Here is a 1,185-nt window from a genome sequence, read left to right on the forward strand (position 1 = left end):
CACCGCGACCGCCGACCTCGCCGTCGTCGACGTCACCGACCTGCAGGCGGAGGCCACCGCCGCCTCGCTCGCGGAGGCGGACGCCCGGGCGGACGCGGTGACGGGCGACGACGTCGCCGACATCCTGTTCACCTCGGGCACCACCGGCAAGAGCAAGGGTGTGGTGGCGCTGCACCGGCAGACGGTCGCCGGGGCGCGGGCGTGGGGATCGAACGGTGGGCTCACCGAGCGCGACCGCTACCTCATCGTCAACCCGTTCTTCCACAGTTTCGGCTACAAGGCCGGCTTCCTGGTCTGCGTCCTCTTCGGCGCGACGGTCATCCCGCTGGCCGTGTACTCACCCACCGAGACCATGCGGCTCGTACAGGATGAGGGCGCCACGGTCCTCCCGGGCGCCCCCACGATCTTCCAGACCATCCTCGACGCCCCCGACAGGGCGGAGTTCGACCTGTCCTCCCTTCGGCTGGCGGTGACCGGCGCCTCGGTCGTCCCGGTGATCCTGGTCGAGAGGATGCAGTCCGACCTCGGGCTGGAGACGGTACTCACCGCGTATGGACAGACCGAGACGATGGGCTTCATCACCACCACCACCGCGGACGACGACGACGTCACCGTGGCCACCACGTGCGGGCGCGCCTACCCCGGCATGGAGATCCGTATCGGCGAGAAGGGTGAGATCCTCACCCGCGGCGAGATGGTCATGCAGGGGTACCTCGACGACCCGGAGAACACCGCGTCGACCATCGACCCCGACGGTTGGCTCCACACGGGCGACGTCGGCGAGATCGACTCCCGCGGCAACCTGCGCATCACCGACCGGCTCAAGGACATGTACATCACCGGCGGGTTCAACGTCTACCCCGCCGAGGTCGAACAGACGCTCGCGCGCCTGGACGGAGTGGTCGAGACCGCCGTCATCGGCGTCCCGGACGACCGGATGGGCGAGGTCGGCAAGGCCTTCGTGGTGCGCCGCGAGGGCTCGTCGCTCACCGAGGAGGACGTCCTCAAGTTCTGCCGCGAGCGCCTGGCCAACTTCAAACGCCCGCGCGAGGTGGAGTTCGTGGAGTCCTTCCCGCGCAACGCCTCGGGCAAGATCCTCAAGACCGATCTCCGATGACCGCGGGCCGCCGGCCGGGAGCCGTCCTGGTCACCGGCGCGTCGGGCGGCATCGGCGGCGCGGTGGCG

The 1,185-nt window shown here is 70.0% G+C and carries 1 protein-coding gene; it reads left to right on the plus strand.

The genetic code is table 11. The annotated features are described in order from the left end of the window. On the plus strand, positions 1 to 1,117 hold a 1,117-nt coding region (locus G6019_RS15090), incomplete at its 5' end, for an AMP-binding protein (RefSeq protein WP_182627927.1). Between the last annotated feature and the right edge of the window lie 68 nt (positions 1,118 to 1,185).

This window comes from Dietzia sp. DQ12-76 (assembly GCF_014145045.1).
GTDB lineage: Bacteria > Actinomycetota > Actinomycetes > Mycobacteriales > Mycobacteriaceae > Dietzia.